Below are 14,354 nucleotides of genomic sequence, written 5' to 3'. Positions count from 1 at the left end.
CTGTGTCTTTCGTCTCGGGATCAGCGGGCGTTGGCCAGCTCGGCGGCCTTGTCGGCGCCCTCGTCCATCGTCGCCGCCTGGGTGACGAGCGGGTGCGCGGCCTCGTTCAGGATGCGGCGCCCCTCCTCGACGTTGTTGCCGTCGAGACGCACGACGAGCGGCTTGTTGGCCGCGTCGCCGAGCTTGCCGAGCGCGCCCACGATGCCGTTGGCGACCGCGTCGCAAGCGGTGATGCCGCCGAACACGTTGACGAACACCGACTTGACCTGCGGATCGCCGAGGATCACGTCGAGCCCGGCGGCCATGACCTCTGCCGAGGCGCCGCCGCCGATGTCGAGGAAGTTGGCCGGCTTCACGCCGCCGTGGTTCTCGCCGGCGTAGGCGACCACGTCGAGCGTCGACATGACGAGGCCCGCGCCGTTGCCGATCACGCCGACCTCGCCGTCGAGCTTCACGTAGTTCAGGTCCTGCGCCTTGGCCTTCGCCTCCAGCGGATCCTCGGCGGCCTTGTCCTCCAGCGCCGCGTGCTCGGGCTGCCGGAAATCGGCGTTCGCGTCGAGCGAGACCTTGCCGTCGAGCGCGATGATGTCGCCTGCGCCGGTGAGCACGAGCGGGTTCACCTCGACCAGGGTCGCGTCCTCGCCCGAGTAGACCTCGTAGAGCTTCTGGAAGACGGGCACGACCTTGCCGATCAGCTCCTCCGGGAAGTTCGCGGCGCGCGCGATCTCCTCCGCCTTCGCGGCGTCGATGCCCGTGAGCGGGTTCACGTCGACGCGCGCCAGCGCCTCGGGCTTCTCGACGGCGAGCTGCTCGATCTCCATGCCGCCCTCGACCGAGCACAGCGACAGGTACGAGCGGCCGGCACGGTCGAGCAGCACCGAGAAGTAGAACTCCTGCGCGATGTCGGCGCCCGCGGCGACCATCACGCGCTTCACGACGTGGCCCTTGATGTCGAGGCCGAGGATCGCCTGCGCGGCCTCGTAGGCCTCGTCGGGGTTCTTCGCGACCTTCACGCCGCCGGCCTTGCCGCGGCCGCCGGTCTTCACCTGCGCCTTGACGACGACCACGCCACCGATCTTCTCGGCGGCCGCGCGGGCTTCCTCGGGGGTGTCGGCGACGATGCCGGCGAGCACCGGCACTCCATATCGCTCGAAAAGATCTCGTGCCTGGTACTCGTACAGATCCACGTACTGTCCTTCGTTTGGGAGTCGGGGTGATCCGAGGCAGAAAAATGTCTCGATGTCGAGATAAGTCGACCAGTGCGAAAGTCTACCATCGCCGCTCGGGGAGCTCCCTCGACGTCACTCCCGGCCCTTCGCCCGGTAGAGTTCGCGATCCGCACGGGCGATGGCGGCGTCGAGGCCCTCCTCGTCGCCCACGGCGACGCTCCCCCAGGACCAGGCGTGCGGCGAGTCACGCCGCGCGCGGCGCAGCTTCGCCTCGGCCTCACCGCGCTCGGCGAGCAGCAGCACCACGAACTCGTCCCCTCCGACCCGGGCGACGAGCCCCCCGGAGCGGTCGGACACCCCGCGCATGCCCACGAGGCGCCGCCACGCCTGCGCCGACTCCCGCAGCGCCAGATCCCCCGAGGAGTGCCCTCCGGCGTCGTTCACGTACTTGAAGTCGTCGAAGTCGATCACGGCGAGCGTGACCGGCAGCCGGCGCCGGCGCGCCCGGCGCAGCATCCGCTCGGCGGCGCTCCGCAGCCCGCGGCGGTTGAGCACTCCCGTCAGCGCGTCGGTCGCCGCTTGCGCGAGCGCCTGGGAACGCACCGCCCGCGCACCGCCGAAGACGAACACCGCGACCAGCGTCGCATAGCTGAGGAGCGCCTCCGGCTCGCCGAGGCCGCTTCCGAAGCCCGGGTTCCACAGCGGCGTCGCCCACACGCGGGCCACCGACAGCGCGGCGAACGGGAACGCGATCCGGCGCGGGAAGAACCAGCCGAGGTACAGCGCGGAGAAGGGCAGCGCGAGCAGCGCGGTGATCTCGGCGGGCGGATGGTGCGAGGTGACGAGCAGCACCGTCGACCAGAGCTCGATCAGCCCGGCGAGGACGAGCCCCATCCAGAGCCGGAAACGGCCGCCTGCCAGCAGCGGTGCGATCGTCGTCACGAGGAACACGCCGAGCCAGGCGATGACGGGCGCGGGGTCGTCATGCGCGGTCCCGCTCACCAGCTCCACCGCGATCACGAGCGCGAGCTGCAGCGAGATCGCCGCGCTGACCACCGAGAACGGGGTCTGCCTGGCCGCGACGCGCTCGACGGTCTCGCGCAGCGCTCCGGCCCCGCGCTCCCCCGTCGTCTCCAGGCGGCGCCGGCGCCTATCCACGGCGGCCGCCCGCCCGCAGCCGCTTGTGCGCGTAGAGGGCCCCGTCCGCACGCGCCAGGAGCTCCTCCGGCCCCTCGCCGGGCACCGCCTCAGCCGCGCCCCACGACCAGGCGTGGGTCATCCCCTCGCGGAGGCGGGCGATCACCCCCGCGCACTCGGCGATCCCGACACCGGGCAGCAGCAGCACGAACTCGTCGCCGCCGACGCGGCCGATCACGTCTCCCGAGCGCACGACCGCGCGCCAGTCGTCCACCGCGGAGACGAGAACCGTGTCCCCGGCCGCGTGGCCGTGCCGGTCGTTGAGCTGCTTGAAGCCGTCGAAGTCGATCGCCACCACCGAGAGCACGCCGCGCCGGCGGCTGCGGCGGCGCAGCCGCGCCTCGAGCCGCTCCATGAACCCCCGCCGGTTGAGCACGCCGGTGAGCGGGTCGGTGACGGCGACCCGCATGTGGCGGCGCCACAGGTAGAGCCCGACGGCGTAGCCGAAGACGAGGCTCAGCATGCCGTGCGTCACGACGCGCGGTCCCATCACCCCGTCGGGCCCGAGCTGCGGATTGCTCAGCATGGCGGCCCCGAACACGAGCAGGCCGAGCGCGAGCAGCGAGACGCCCAGGGCAGGTCGCACGAACCACCCCAGGTAGAACGCCATGATGGGCATCTGCAGCGTCGAGGCCACCACGGTCTGCGGATCGTCGACGATCCCGAGGAAGTAGCCCTGCGCCGCGATGAACACGAGCGCTCCGCCGGTTCCGATCCAGCGCGGCACGCGATCGCCGTAGAGGAAGGCCGCGACACTCGCGGCCAGGCAGACGAGGATCAGCGCGCCGACGACGGCGGGGTTCAGGACCCCTGGGCGAACAACAGGTCCGGGGCCAGGGTGAGCGCGAACAGCAGCGCCGCGAACGTCAGGTACAGTGAGTGCGCACTCTGCTGGCGGAGTCGCTGGGACAGCCACGTCATGGCCCGACTTCCCCTCTTCCCCCGGAAACAGCCCCCGCTCTTTCCCTCTCAGGCTACACAACTCACCGGTGAGCCGCCCGTATACCACGCATCGGCCCGCTGCCTTTCATTCGCTATTCACAGGAAGTGCGTTTAAAGTGGTGTTGCTGTGTCCGTTCCGGGAGTCCGCAGCCAGTCCAGCGGCGAGAATTGAGATGTCGTGAACCGTCCCGAAGACCCCAAGCCCGAAGCTCCCCAGCCCGAGGCCCACAAGCCGGAAGGCCTGCGAGCCCGCAAGCGCCGTGCGACCGAGCACGCGATCGAGCGCTCCGCCGTGACGCTCGCCCTCCAGGAGGGGGTCGAGAACGTGACGGTGGAGGCCATCTGCGAAATGGCGGACATCTCCCGGAGCACCTTCTTCAACTATTTCTCCTCCCGGGACCACGCCATCGTCGGCCGCTCCGCGGTGGTGCCGGAGGGCGACGAAGCCCACCCCGTCTTCGATGCCAGCCCGGACGATCTGCCGCTGGCGATCATGCGCCTGTACTTCGCGGCCGTCGGCCACAGCCGGGTCGAGCCGGAGGTCGCCCGGCTGCGCGAGCGACTCGTCGCGGAGCAGCCCGAGGCCCGGCGGCTGACGCTCATCTCCCTGCTCGACTCGGGCCAGCACCTCAGCGCTGCCGCCACCTCCTGGCTGAAGGCGCACCCCGAACGGGTGCACCTCGAATCGGCCCAGCGGGAGGCGACGATGACGGTGAGCCTCGTGCTCGGGGTCATCATCTCCCAGCTCGGCACGCGGGACAGCGGGACGCGCGGCGAGGAAGCCGACGAGCGGGAGTTCCAGCGCATCCTCGAGGACTACCGCCGGGTGCTCTGAGCTCTCCCTGCACGGCGCACGCCGGCAGCCGCGTCCCGGGCGCTCAGCCCTCGACCTTCGAGATCGGCGCGAGCTTGACCAGCAGCTTGCGCTCCCCCACCGAGTCGAACACGACGTGCGCGATCCGCTTCGAACCGGACCCGCTCACGCCCGTGACGCGCCCGTCGCCGTACTCCTCATGCCGGATCCGGTCCCCCGGCCCCAGTTCGAGCTCGCCGTTGTCCCGCACGCCGCCCCCGATGAGGTTCGGGAATCCGCCCCCGGCGGCCTGAGCCTCCTTCGCGAGGCGCTTTCGCTCACGCCACTTGTCGAGCGCCGACTGCATATTGCCGCTCGCGGGCTCCGCGACCGCCGCTGCGCCGCTGCCGCGCCCGCCCCCGCCGGAGAAGGAGACCGCCGAGTCACGCGCGCGGCTCCCCGATCCACCGCTTCCCGCTCCGCCGAAGCCCGAACCGCGGGGCGCGTTGAGCGCGCGCGACGCCGTGCCGCCGCGGGAGGTCACCTCTCCGGGGGACTGCCGCCAGTCGATGAGCCCCTCCGGGATCTCCTGCAGGAAGCGGGAGGGCATCGCCACGGAGACGTCGCCGAAGGTGGCGCGGGTGGAGGCGAGGGTGAGGTAGAGCCGCTCCCGCGCGCGGGTGATGCCGACGTACATCAGCCGTCGCTCCTCGCTGATGCCGCCCACCTCCTCGACCGACATCTGGTGCGGCAGGAGCCCCTCCTCGACGCCCGTGATGAACACGGCCTTGAACTCCAGGCCCTTCGCGGTGTGCATGGTCATGAGCGAGACCGTGCCGCTCGAATCGTCGAGATCGTCGGCTGCGGCGACGAGGCTGACCTCCGTGAGGAAGGCCACGAGTCCCGCGCCGGGCTGCTTCGCGTCGAACTCGCGGGCGACGGCCAGCAGCTCTTCGAGGTTCTCGGCGCGCGCGTCGTCCTGCGGGTCGCGCCTGGCGCGCAGCTTCTCGATCATCTCGGTCTCGTCGAGGATGAGCTTGAGCACCTCGCCCACCGGCGCGGGCGCCGCAGCCTCCGCCGAGTCGTCGGTCGCGCCCCCGCCGGCGGCCATGCGCGCGGCACGCGCCAGCAGCCCGCCGAGTTCGAGGACGGTCGCGCGGAGCTTCGGCCCGAGCGCGGGCACCTCCGCAGCGCGCAGCATCGCGTCGTGGAAGGAGATGCCCTGCGCCTCCTGGAAGTTCGCGAGGTGCGCCTCCGCCATCGGGCCGATCCCGCGCTTGGGCGCACCCAGCATGCGCGACCACGCGATCGGGTCGAAGGGGTTCGCGATGCTCGTGAGATACGCCATCGCATCCTTGATCTCGGCGCGCTCGTAGAACTTCGTGCCGCCGAGCACCCGGTACGGGATCGCCGATCGGATCAGCAGCTCCTCCAGCGCACGGGTCTGGGAGTTGGTGCGGTAGAACACGGCGATGTCGCCGTAGGCGACGCCCTCGCGGTGGAGATCCTCGATCTCCTCCGCGACGAAGCGCGCCTCGTCGTGCTGCGAGTATCCGGTGAAGCCGACGATCTTCGCGCCGTCGCCCGCGGTGGTGAAGAGGTTCTTCTCCTGGCGGTCGAAGTTGTTGCCGATGACCGCGTTCGCCGCCGACAGGATGTTCTGCGTGGAGCGGTAGTTCTGCTCCAGCTTGACCACCTCGGCCCCCGGGAAGTCGCGCTCGAACTCGACGATGTTGCGGATGTCGGCGCCACGGAAGGCGTAGATCGACTGGTCCGAGTCGCCCACCACGGTGAGGCTGGCGGCCGGGATCCGCCCGCTCGCGTCGAGCTCCCGATCGCGCACCGGAGGCACCAGGCGCTCGATCTGCTCGGGCTCGACCGGCCGGGTGAGCTCGCGGATGAGGGAGTACTGCGCGTGGTTCGTGTCCTGGTACTCGTCGACGAGAATGTGCCGGAAGCGACGCTGATACACGGCGGCCACGTCCGGGTGCGAGCGGAAGAGGTGGACCGTCTGGCCGATGAGGTCGTCGAAGTCGAAGGCGTTCGCCCGGCGCAGCTCCTGCTCGTACATGGAGAAGATCTCGACGAACAGCCGCTCGCGCGGGTCGCTCTCGTTCATCGTCGCCCGGTAGCCGTCGACGCTCGTCAGCTCGTTCTTGAGACGCGAGATCTTCCCGCCGGCGTTCGCCGGCGTGAAGCCGTAGCTGTCGGCGTCGAGCTCCTTGATGATGCGCTTGAGGAGCGCACGCGAGTCGGCAGAGTCGTAGATGGTGAAGCCCGAAACGTAGCCGAAGCGCTCCGACTCCCGGCGGAGGATGCGCACGCACGCGGAGTGGAAGGTCGACACCCACATGCCCTCGACGCCCGAGCCCAGCAGCGCCTCCATGCGCTCGCGCATCTCGGCGGCCGCCTTGTTCGTGAAGGTGATGGCGAGGATCTGACTCGGCCACGCCTCGCGATCCCGGATCAGCTGCGCGATCCGGTGGGTGAGCACGCGCGTCTTCCCGGATCCGGCCCCGGCGACGATCAGCAGCGCAGGCCCGCGCGCGGTGACCGCGCGCTCCTGAGCCGGATTCAGGCCGTCGAGCAGCGGATCCGCGCCACCGGCGGCGGCGCCCCACGGGGCACCGGGTTCCAGGAGTTCGAAATCGCTCATCGTGCCCCCCAGTCTAGGCCGCACCACTGACATTCCGGCCGGGCTCCCGCTCCTCCCACCGCACCGCCCGCACCGCCGGCCGCGGCCGCGGGCGCGAAGGCGCCGCTCCCCGCGCGGACGTCTCCGCGCGCTCTCCGGCTGGGCCACAATGGGAGGATGCCAGGATCCGCCCCCCAGCGCCCCACCGTCCTCGTCTTCGCGACCGGCGGCACCGTCGGGATGCACGAGACCGACCGCGGTCTCGCCCCCGACCCCGACTTCCCCGAGGCACTCGAACGCCTCGTCGACGGCGTCTGCTCCCCGCTCCGCATCGACGCGCGCATCAATCACCTGCTGCCCGCGATCGACAGCGCCAACGCCGACGCCGAGACCGCCCCGCGCATCGCCCGCGCCATCCGCGCCCGAGTGCGCACGCACCGGCCGCGCGGCGTCGTGATCCTGCACGGCACCGACACCCTCGTGCACACCGCGGCGCGCCTCGCCTTCGAGCTCGCCGGCGTCGGCAGCCCCGTCATCCTCACCGGCAGCCAGCTCCCCCACGGCGCGCAGGACGGCGACGCCGCCGACAACCTCAGCCTCGCGATCCGGGCGGCCGTGCGCGCCGCCCCCGGGGCCCCCGTCTCGATCGCCTTCGGCGGCGAGCTGCTGCCGGCCGTCCGGGCCGCGAAGTTCGACACGGTCGCGCGCACTGCGTTCCGGGCCGAGCGGCCCCTCGCCCCTGGCTCTTATACCCCTTCAGATCGCTGTCGGCGTCGCGGGCGTGGGGAGGTGTATCTAAGAGAAAGATGCAACGTATGTGGGTGCCGGCTTAGTGTTTTTCAAAAGGAAGAAGACGCAGCGAGAGCCCGCCCGGGGTCTCGGGGCCGGGGAGTTGAAAAAAAGAGACCCCCCCCCCGCCGCGCCCGCGCGCGTCATCTCCTTCCGCTTCACCCCCGCCACGACCGCGGAGGACCTGCGCGCCTCCGTCGGCGGACGCCCCGACGGCCTCGTCCTCGAGTGCTACGGCACCGGCAACGCGCCCGTCTCCCGCCCGGGCATGCTCGGCACCCTCCGCGAGCTGAGCGCCGCCATTCCGGTGCTCGCCATCACGCAGTGCGCGCTGGGCGGGGTCGATCTCACGCGCTACGCCGTCGGCCGCGAGCTGGAAGCGGCGGGCGTCATCGACGGCGGCGACCTCACGCTCGAGGCCGCGACGGCCAAGCTCGGCTACCTGCTCGACCACGGCCATCGCGGAGAGGGACTGCGCGCCGCGCTGCGCGCGAACCTCGTCGGCGAGCGCACAGCGGGGAACTGACGAGCGCCGGTCACTCCTCGGGCGTGTTACTCACCCCGCGCGCGGAACGCGCGGCGACGCCCAGCTCGGGATGATCGACGAAGATCCCGTCCACCCCCGCGCCCACGATCGTGCCGAACTCCCCGGCCCAGTCGCCCCACTCCCCTTTCCGCTCCGAGGAGCGGAACCCGGGGGCGAGGAACCGGTTCTCCGGTCGGAGCGTCCAGGTGTACACGAGCAGGCCCCGGCCGTGCGCACGCTCCACCAGATCCGTCGGACCGAGGACGCGCCCTTCGGCGTCGAGCCGCAGCAGATCGCCCTTCGCGACGCTGATCCCGTCGACGCGATCCGCCAGCAGCGCGAGGCCCGCGTCGCCCCGGTACCAGCCGAAGCTGCGTGCCGGGGCGCCCGGAAGCGGCTCGTCCGCCGGGGCCCCCGTGCGCTCCGCGAGGAAGACGAGCGTCGCACGCACCCCGGAGCGGCGCAGGCGGTCCAGCACGCCCAGCTCGAAACTCTCGATCACGAGCCGGTCCGGCCGCTCAGCCCACCCGCACGCCGCGAGCTCCGCGAGCAGCAACTCGCCCAGGTCCAGGCCGAGGCCCAGGAAGTACGCCGCGTGCTTCACCTCCACGACCACGCCCGCCTCACCCGGCCCCGCATCCACGATCGCGAGCACGTCGCGCAGCCTCAGCACCCCTTCGCACCTGTCGTGTGCCGCGTTTCCCGGACGCACGCCCGGCAGCCGCTCCCGGCACCGCAGCGTCGCGAGCTCCTCCCAGCTGAAGTCCTCCGTGAACCACCCGCTGAGCCGCACCCCGTCGATCACCTTCGTGCGGCGGCGGTCGGCGAACTCCGGCCGCCCCGCCACGTCCGTCGTGCCGGAGATCTCGTTCTCGTGCCGCACCACCAGCACGCCGTCGCGGGTGGCGACCACATCGGGCTCGACCGCGTCCGCGCCGAGCTCGAGGGCCAGCCGGTAGGCGGAGGCGGTGTGCTCCGGGCGGTGACCGGAGGCTCCCCGGTGGGCGATGACGCGCGGCACGGGATGGTCTCGCATGATCCCCAGCCTACGTCGGGCCACCCGGCCGTGCGATGAGCCGGCGCGATGAGCCCGCGCGATGAGCCGGCGCGATGAGCCCGTTCATCGAGCGCGAAGTCACAGCCGGTTCCGGGGGCCGAACCGCTAGGCTGTGCCCAGACCCATACGCCAGGAAAGGATTCCGACGCATGAGCAATCCGGCACTCAGCAACAACCCGGCTCTCAACGGCAAGACCCTGTCAGCCGATGAGCTGCGCCGCATCTACGATCAGCCCGCAGCGCAGACGCAGCGGCCCGGAATCGACACCCCGGCGACGCAGGGCGGCTTCGAGCAGCCGCCCGCCATCACCCCCTCCGACCGGCCGATGACCTACGAGAACACGATCTCGAAGACGGCGATGCTCTTCCTCATCGTCCTCGCGACCGCGGCGGTCGGCTGGTTCATGCCGCTCCTGGCGCTGCCGGCCGCGATCGCCGGCCTCGTGCTCGGCCTGGTCAACGCCTTCAAGAAGGAGCCGAGCGTCCCGCTCATCGTGCTCTACGCCGTCTTCCAGGGCGTCTTCCTCGGCGGCATCTCCGGCATCTTCGAGGCCCGCTGGTCCGGGATCGTCTCGCAGGCCGTGATCGGCACCCTCTCGGTGTTCGCGGTGGTGCTCGTGCTCTTCCGCAGCGGCAAGATCCGCACCAGCCCGCGCCTCAACAAGATCTTCTTCGTCGCGATCATCGGCTACGCCGTCTTCTCGCTCGTCAACTTCGTGATGGTCATGTTCGTCCCCGGAGCGGACGGCTGGGGCATGCGGTCCGGCTGGCTCGGCGTCGCCATCGGCCTGCTCGCCGTGCTGCTCGCCTCCTACTCCCTCGTCATGGACTTCGAGCTCATCCAGAACGGCGTGAAGAACCGCGTCCCCGAGAAGTGGGCCTGGTCGGCGGCCTTCGGCCTCATGGTCACCCTGATCTGGCTCTATGTCGAGATCCTGCGCATCCTCGCGATCCTGCGCGGCGACTGAGCCGGGGGCGCGAAGCGCGCCGCAGAACGCAGAGGAGGGGGTCCGGCACGCCGGACCCCCTCCTCGTCTCTGTGCCCCCGCCAGGGGAGCACGGCTCAGTCGCCCGGCTGCTCCGCGAGACGCACCAGCCGCTCGTGCCCAGACTCTTCCAGCTCCACGACATCGGAGCGGGACTTCAGGAAGTCGGAGAACGAGCGGAAACCGAGCGCCTTCTCGCTGAACGAAGGATCCATGCGGCGCATCTGCTGCTTCACCGCCGAACTGTAGAGCCAGCCGCTGTCGTCCTTGTCGTGGCTCAGCCAGAGCGCCCGGATCAGCAGGCCGGTCACCGCGATGTCGCGATCCTCGGCCGACTCGTGCGGCTCCTCGTCCTCCGTCGCGCCCTCCGGGCTGCCCGACTCCGGCACCGGAGGCGCCGGCTCGGGAGCGCTCTCCCCCTTCGCGCGCCGCTGGCGCTTCGCCGGCGGCGCCTCGGCGGCCCGCTCCGGCCGCTCCACGCGCCCGACGCCCGGAAGCGCGTCGTAGGAGGCGAACTCGTCGCAGGCCGCCGTCAGCGACTTCGCCGTCGAGCCCGCCACGCCGACCCCGACCACGTAGCGGCCGAGCCGCTTGCAGCGCTGCGCCAGCGGCACGTAGTCGGAGTCGCCGCCCACGATCACCACGTGCGTCAGATCGTCGAGCCGGAACATGTCTTCCACCGCGTCGACCGCGAGACGGATGTCCGCCCCGTTCTTCGCGTACGCCGCCGCGGGAAACAGCTGAACCAGATCGACGGCGCGCGCCACCAGCTGCGAACGATACTCGGCGTTGATCGGCGCCGACCAGTCGGCATAGGCGCGCGTCAGCACCAGCGTGCCGAACGAGGAGGCGTAGTCGATGATCGCGCCCACGTCGATCACCGCCGCCCTCAAGCGCTCCGCGATCTCCGGATCGCCCGGATCCTCGGCGATGCGCTGCCGGTCCCGCGCGAAGGAGTTGCGGCCGTGCACCCGGTCGTACCAGGAGAGGACGATGTTGTCGAAGTCGAGATAGACGGCGACGCGGTTGTTCTGTGAGTCAGGCACGGCTCACTCCCACTCGATGGTTCCCGGCGGCTTCGAGGTGACGTCGAGGACGACGCGGTTGACCTCGGGCACCTGGTTGGTGATGCGGTTCGAGATGCGGGCGAGCACCTCGTAGGGGACGCGGGTCCAGTCGGCGGTCATGGCGTCCTCGGAGGAGACCGGACGCAGCACGATGGGGTGGCCGTAGGTGCGGCCGTCGCCCTGCACGCCCACCGAGCGCACATCCGCGAGCAGCACCACCGGGCACTGCCAGATCTCCGCGTCGAGGCCGGCGAGCGTCAGCTCCTCGCGGGCGATCGCGTCGGCCTCGCGCAGCACCTCCAGGCGCTCCCGCGTCACCTCCCCCACGATCCGGATGCCGAGCCCGGGACCCGGGAACGGCTGGCGGCCCACGATCGCCTCGGGGATCCCGAGTTCGCGGCCGATCGCGCGCACCTCGTCCTTGAACAGCGCTCGCAGCGGCTCGATCAGCTCGAAGTCGAGGTCGTCGGGCAGGCCGCCCACATTGTGGTGCGACTTGATGTTGGCCGTGCCGGCCCCGCCGCCCGACTCCACGACATCGGGGTACAGCGTGCCCTGCACGAGGAACTTGACCTGCTCCCCCTCGGCCTTCGCCTCGGCGACGAGATCGCGCTGCACCTGCTCGAAGGCGCGGATGAACTCGCGGCCGATGATCTTGCGCTTCTCCTCGGGGTCGGTGACGCCCGCCAGGTGGCCGAGGAAGGTGTCGGCCGCGTCGACCGTGATGAGGTGGACGCCGGTCGAGGCGACGTAGTCGCGCTCCACCTGCTCGCGCTCGCCCTTGCGCAGCAGGCCGTGGTCCACGAACACCGCCGTGAGCTGATCCCCGATCGCCTCGTGCACGAGCGCGGTCGACACCGCCGAGTCCACGCCGCCGGAGAGGGCGGAGATGACGCGGGCGCCGCCCACCTGCTCGCGAATGCGCGCCACCTGCTCGGCGATCACATTGCCCGGGTTCCAGTCCGGCGTGATGTCGGCGACGTGGTGCAGGAAGCTCTCGAGGATCCGCTGCCCGTAGTCGGAGTGCCGCACCTCGGGGTGCCACTGCACCCCGTACATGCGCTTCTCGGGCGAGCCGAAGGCGGCGACGGGCGTGACGGCGGTGCGCGCGAGCACCTCGAAGCCCTCCGGCGCCTCCTGCACGGCGTCGCCGTGGCTCATCCACACCTGCTGCGTCTCCGGCTGGCCGCCCAGGATCGCCCCGCCGCCGCTGAGCACCTGAGCCTCGGTCGCCCCGTATTCGCGGTCGCCCGTGTGCCCGACGCGCCCGCCGAGCGCGCGCGCCATCACCTGGAAGCCGTAGCAGATGCCGAGCACCGGGATCCCGAGCTCGAAGACGCGCTCGTCGAACTGCGGTGCGCCCTCCGCATACACGGAGGACGGTCCGCCGGAGAGCACGATGCCCAGCGGCCGCTTCGCCTCGACCTCCGCCGCGGTGATCGTGTGCGGCACCAGCTCGGAGTACACCCCGGCCTCGCGCACGCGGCGGGCGATCAGCTGCGCGTACTGCGCGCCGAAGTCGACGACGAGAACCGGGCGGTGCCCGGTGTCACTGAGTTCTGCCATTACCGGCCTTTCAGTTCGGGAAGCTCGATCATTAATTCTACCGGGGACCGGCGACACGCTCCGACGCGCCGGAACACTGCCGGCGCACAGGAGCGTCCTGCCGCAACCGGCCGGACGACTCCGGAGGATGGGCGCCGGCTACGCTCCTGCGGCCCCGGCCGTCGCCGCCTCCGCCTCCTTCGCGGCGAGGAAGGCGTTCACCTCGCGCACGTTGCGCGCCTCCAGGAAGAACGACAGGAAGGGGATGACGCCGCCGAGCGCGATCACGAGGAAACGCCAGAACGGCCAGCGCATCGGGCTCCAGAGCAGGAAGTCCGAGACGAGGTAGACGACGTAGAACCAGCCGTGCGCGATGAGGAAGGCGCGGAACAGGTCGAAGCCCTCCGGCTTAAACTCGGCCTCGAGCCCCTCGGGCGGGATCGGCACGAACTCGGCTGCGGCATCCGGCGTGAAGAGGAAGAGCTGCACCCCGAAGCCGTACTTCATCACCATCACGGCGCACAGCAGCAGGAGCATCACCCCGGTGATCACCGAGGTCACCTTGTAGAGCCCGAGGGCCTTGCGAATGCGGGGATAGTCGGAGGGCTTCGGCTGCAGCTGCATGATCCCCATTCTACGTTTCGGTCACTGGGGGAACGCCCGTCTCGGCCGCCTCGGCCGCAGCGCCCGCCTCGGCCGCAGCGCCCGCCTCGGCCGCCTCCGCCGCAGCCAGCAGCTGCAGCTCGTGCTCCTTCTCCCACGCGTCTCGGGTGAGGCGATACCACAAGAACACCGCAAACCCCGCGAACACGATCCACTCGACGGCGTAGAAGACGTTGAGCCAGTTGACGGCCTGCGCGGGTTCCGGCGGGACGGAGTCGATCGCGTCGAGCCCGGCGGCTGCGAGCACCGCGGCGCCGTCCTCCGCGGGGTGCAGGACGAGGTACCCCGAGTAGACGGGGCCCGGCACGCTCTCCCAGGTGTTGACGAGCTGCGCGGGCACCATCGCGCGCAGGGCCTGCGGATCCTCCCCCGCCTCGGGGACGACCGGCCCCTCCGGGGGCATGAACCGTCCCTCGAAGCTCAGCGCCTCCGCGAGCGCGGGATCCTCATCGAGCCGCTGCGCGGCGGCCCGCGCCTGCTCAGCGTCGGGCGCCCACCCGATCGCCACCGCGAGCCCCTCGCCGGCGCCGCCGGTGGCGTCGGATCCGGGTTCCGAGGGCTCGACCGCGAGGTGCCCCACGACCCAGGCGCCCATCGCGTCGCCGTTCTGGCGTGGGGCGACGACGCCGAAATCCCCGGGGACGAGGGTTCCCTCGACGGTCGCGACCATGCCCGCGGCCGCGTCGGTGACCCCGGTGCCCGCCCGTGTCAGCTCGTCGAGGGGGCGGGGCGTCTCGGTGTCGACTTCGATCTGGGCGTCGGAGCGCACGGCGTTGTCCATCTGCCACTGGCCGAGCCACGCGAAGACGGCTGCGACGAGGAGCGCGAACAGCAGGGCGAGCAGCCAGCGGGGGCGGCGCATGACCTGCCCGAGCGTGGGCTCTCCCAGGTACTCGGGACGCCGGGACGCACCGCCTGCCGCCGCATCGGCGGCGCGCTCCGCGGCGGGCGCCTCGCCCGGTGTGCTGCTGGACACGCTGACCGC

Annotated in this window: 12 protein-coding genes and 1 pseudogene; 4 read left to right on the top strand and 9 right to left on the bottom strand. The window is 71.3% G+C overall.

From position 1 onward, the window contains the following. Nucleotides 1-20: 20 nt before the first annotated feature. From sucC to B4915_RS06695, 3 genes are all read right to left on the bottom strand, one after another. Nucleotides 21-1,187, bottom strand: a complete 1,167-nt coding sequence (sucC, locus tag B4915_RS06705) for an ADP-forming succinate--CoA ligase subunit beta (RefSeq protein WP_105805048.1) — start codon at nucleotides 1,185-1,187, stop codon at nucleotides 21-23. 114 nt (nucleotides 1,188-1,301) lie between these two features. Continuing rightward, nucleotides 1,302-2,327, bottom strand: coding sequence for a GGDEF domain-containing protein (locus tag B4915_RS06700; RefSeq protein ID WP_105805047.1), 1,026 nt, complete (start codon nucleotides 2,325-2,327; stop codon nucleotides 1,302-1,304). Further along, the gene (locus tag B4915_RS06695) at nucleotides 2,320-3,093 is read right to left on the bottom strand and encodes a GGDEF domain-containing protein (RefSeq protein ID WP_219845094.1); all 774 of its coding nucleotides are present in this window, start codon (nucleotides 3,091-3,093) and stop codon (nucleotides 2,320-2,322) included. Before B4915_RS06695 ends, B4915_RS06700 begins: the two co-directional genes overlap by 8 nt. A 393-nt stretch (nucleotides 3,094-3,486) precedes the next feature. Here B4915_RS06695 and B4915_RS06690 point away from each other — a divergent pair, with 393 nt between their 5' ends. Continuing rightward, nucleotides 3,487-4,143: a TetR/AcrR family transcriptional regulator gene (locus B4915_RS06690; protein ID WP_105805046.1), complete on the top strand. Its 657-nt coding sequence runs from the start codon at nucleotides 3,487-3,489 to the stop codon at nucleotides 4,141-4,143. Between the two features lie 43 nt (nucleotides 4,144-4,186). Here B4915_RS06690 and B4915_RS06685 read toward each other — a convergent pair whose 3' ends face one another. Continuing rightward, nucleotides 4,187-6,757 (bottom strand): ATP-dependent helicase, encoded by a 2,571-nt coding sequence (locus tag B4915_RS06685; protein WP_105805045.1) that lies wholly within the window; start codon nucleotides 6,755-6,757, stop codon nucleotides 4,187-4,189. 156 nt (nucleotides 6,758-6,913) lie between these two features. Here B4915_RS06685 and B4915_RS06680 point away from each other — a divergent pair. Beyond that, nucleotides 6,914-7,450, top strand: a pseudogene (locus B4915_RS06680) (asparaginase domain-containing protein); the annotation flags it as partial. A gap of 178 nt (nucleotides 7,451-7,628) precedes the next feature. Continuing rightward, a complete protein-coding gene (locus B4915_RS06675) occupies nucleotides 7,629-8,051 on the top strand; it encodes an L-asparaginase family protein (RefSeq protein ID WP_245907386.1) in 423 nt (140 codons plus the stop codon). Nucleotides 8,052-8,061: 10 nt separating this feature from the next. On the opposite strand, the gene B4915_RS06670 is transcribed toward B4915_RS06675, so the two are convergent. Further along, a complete protein-coding gene (locus tag B4915_RS06670; protein WP_105805044.1) occupies nucleotides 8,062-9,087 on the bottom strand; it encodes a glycerophosphodiester phosphodiesterase family protein in 1,026 nt (341 codons plus the stop codon). A 170-nt stretch (nucleotides 9,088-9,257) separates the two neighbouring features. On the opposite strand from B4915_RS06670, the gene B4915_RS06665 reads away from it, so the two are divergent. Beyond that, nucleotides 9,258-10,076 carry a Bax inhibitor-1/YccA family protein gene (locus tag B4915_RS06665; RefSeq protein WP_105805043.1) on the top strand — a complete coding sequence of 273 codons (819 nt, stop codon included), beginning with the start codon at nucleotides 9,258-9,260 and terminating at the stop codon, nucleotides 10,074-10,076. Nucleotides 10,077-10,171: 95 nt separating this feature from the next. On the opposite strand, the gene B4915_RS06660 is transcribed toward B4915_RS06665, so the two are convergent. The 4 genes from B4915_RS06660 to B4915_RS06645 form a co-directional block, all read right to left on the bottom strand. Further along, a complete protein-coding gene (locus B4915_RS06660; protein ID WP_105805042.1) occupies nucleotides 10,172-11,140 on the bottom strand; it encodes an NYN domain-containing protein in 969 nt (322 codons plus the stop codon). A 3-nt stretch (nucleotides 11,141-11,143) separates the two neighbouring features. Then, nucleotides 11,144-12,727 carry a glutamine-hydrolyzing GMP synthase gene (gene guaA, locus B4915_RS06655; RefSeq protein ID WP_105805041.1) on the bottom strand — a complete coding sequence of 528 codons (1,584 nt, stop codon included), beginning with the start codon at nucleotides 12,725-12,727 and terminating at the stop codon, nucleotides 11,144-11,146. Between the two features lie 138 nt (nucleotides 12,728-12,865). Beyond that, entirely contained in the window at nucleotides 12,866-13,330 is a 465-nt protein-coding gene (locus B4915_RS06650) for a DUF3817 domain-containing protein (protein WP_105805086.1), read from the bottom strand. Between the two features lie 10 nt (nucleotides 13,331-13,340). Then, nucleotides 13,341-14,345 carry an SURF1 family cytochrome oxidase biogenesis protein gene (locus B4915_RS06645; protein ID WP_245907385.1) on the bottom strand — a complete coding sequence of 335 codons (1,005 nt, stop codon included), beginning with the start codon at nucleotides 14,343-14,345 and terminating at the stop codon, nucleotides 13,341-13,343. Nucleotides 14,346-14,354 lie beyond the last annotated feature (9 nt).

This window comes from Leucobacter massiliensis (assembly GCF_002982315.1).
Classification (GTDB): Bacteria; Actinomycetota; Actinomycetes; order Actinomycetales; family Microbacteriaceae; genus Leucobacter; species Leucobacter massiliensis.
Note: the sequence above shows the minus strand (reverse complement) of the source record. Positions and strands in the feature narration are given on the sequence as shown.

Bases quoted from the DNA above. Each gene is read 5' to 3' on its own strand.
- B4915_RS06665 (WP_105805043.1), top strand. From the start codon at position 9,258: ATGAGCAATCCGGCACTCAGCAACAACCCGGCTCTCAACGGCAAGACC.
- guaA (WP_105805041.1), bottom strand. From the start codon at position 12,727: ATGGCAGAACTCAGTGACACCGGGCACCGCCCGGTTCTCGTCGTCGAC.
- B4915_RS06685 (WP_105805045.1), bottom strand. From the start codon at position 6,757: ATGAGCGATTTCGAACTCCTGGAACCCGGTGCCCCGTGGGGCGCCGCC.
- B4915_RS06650 (WP_105805086.1), bottom strand. From the start codon at position 13,330: ATGCAGCTGCAGCCGAAGCCCTCCGACTATCCCCGCATTCGCAAGGCC.
- B4915_RS06670 (WP_105805044.1), bottom strand. From the start codon at position 9,087: ATGCGAGACCATCCCGTGCCGCGCGTCATCGCCCACCGGGGAGCCTCC.